This is a genomic window from Amycolatopsis pithecellobii (assembly GCF_009707865.1).
Lineage (GTDB): Bacteria > Actinomycetota > Actinomycetes > Mycobacteriales > Pseudonocardiaceae > Amycolatopsis_E > Amycolatopsis_E pithecellobii.
In genome coordinates this window covers 1-1,335 of record NZ_WMBA01000143.1, presented here as the reverse complement: position 1 = coordinate 1,335, position 1,335 = coordinate 1, and the positions used below count along the sequence as shown (strand labels likewise).

The following is a 1,335-nucleotide window of genomic DNA, read 5'->3' as shown; positions in this document are numbered from 1 at the left end:
TGTGGTTCCCCCGCTTTGCCGGAGACTTGGTTATCAGGATTCGTCCGGCTCGGCCGGGAGCCTAGCCGGTCCGGTCTGTTGCCGGATGCGCCATGCCTCTTCGTGTTCGTCGGGAGATAGTCCGCCGAGTCCTTCCTGGATGCGGCGGGGGTTGTACCAGCCGTCGATGTAGCGGAAGATCGCCGCGTCGGCTTCGTGGCGAGTGGTGAACGTGTTGCCGGGCCAGTAGATCAGCTCGGTCTTGATGGTCGACCACAGGTTCTCGGCGAGCGCGTTGTCGTAGCTGTCACCGACGCTGCCGGTCGACGGCGCCACGCCGGCGTCGGCCAGGCGCTGGGTGAACCGCAGAGCCGTGTATTGACAGCCCTTGTCGCTGTGATGGATCAACTGTCCATCATGGACGTCGCGGGAGCGCAGGGCGTAATCCAGCGCTGTGAGCACCAGGCTGGTGTCGGCGCGGGCGGCGGTGGCCCAGCCGACGACCTTGTTGGAAAAGGCATCCCGCATCGAGGCCAGCCACAGCACGCCGTCACCGGTCATGATCCGGGTCAGGTCGGCCACCCAGAGTCGGTTCGGGGCATCGGCGTCGAACTGCCGGTTGACCAGGTCCGGTGCGGCCGTCTGGCGCGGGTTCTGCTTGGTGGAGCCGCCTTTCCAGCCCTTGCGCAAGAACGCGCCTTGCAGGCCATGCTCGCGCATGATCCGCTCGACGCGCTTGCGGCCGACCCGTATCCCTTGGCGGCGCAGCTCCAGCCACACCCGCGGGGACCCGTACGTGGCGGCGAACTCGTGCGAGCAGCGGATCTTGACGATCATCTCCAGCAACTGAGCGTCCTGAAGCGCCCGGCGGCTCGGCGCGGCCTGCCGAGACCGCCACTCGTAGTAGGTCGACGGTGGGATGCCCAGGACCCGCAGCACGAGATCGACCGAGAACTCATGCGCGTCGATGAAGCTCATGACGTCCTCCGGGTCGGGGCGATCTCGGAGGCGAAATAGGCGCTGGCTGCCCGCAGCACCTCGTTGACACGCTTGAGTTCGGCGTTCTCCCGCTTGAGCCGCCGGTTCTCCTCGACCATGTCGGTGCTCGGCCGATCATGCCGCTCGCCGCGGTCGGCCTCGTCCTGGCGGATCCAGTTCCGCAGGGCCTCGTGGTGGACGCCCAGCTGCTCGGCCAACCGGCGGATCACCGGCTTGGGGTCGGACTCCCGATACAGCCGCACGGCACGTTCCCGCAGCTCATCAGGGTACTTCTTGGGGGCAGCCACGATGACTTCCTTCCTCGGTTCACATGATCAAACCTGGGTTGGAAGTCTCCGGGCAACCGGGGGAACCTCA

General features: G+C 66.6%; 2 protein-coding genes. Both read right to left on the bottom strand.

Translation table 11 applies throughout. The annotated features are described in order from the left end of the window. Window positions 1–33 precede the first annotated feature (33 nt). On the bottom strand, window positions 34–957 hold the full coding sequence (locus GKO32_RS37815) for an IS3 family transposase (RefSeq protein WP_154761710.1): 924 nt from the start codon (window positions 955–957) through the stop codon (window positions 34–36). Next, the gene (locus GKO32_RS37810) at window positions 954–1,265 is read right to left on the bottom strand and encodes a transposase (protein WP_154761709.1); all 312 of its coding nucleotides are present in this window, start codon (window positions 1,263–1,265) and stop codon (window positions 954–956) included. The genes GKO32_RS37815 and GKO32_RS37810 overlap by 4 nt, the downstream gene beginning before the upstream one ends. Window positions 1,266–1,335: the final 70 nt, after the last annotated feature.

What these genes read in the sequence shown, in the direction of transcription:
- GKO32_RS37815 (WP_154761710.1), bottom strand. Translation starts at nt 957, where the DNA reads ATGAGCTTCATCGACGCGCATGAGTTCTCGGTCGATCTCGTGCTGCGG.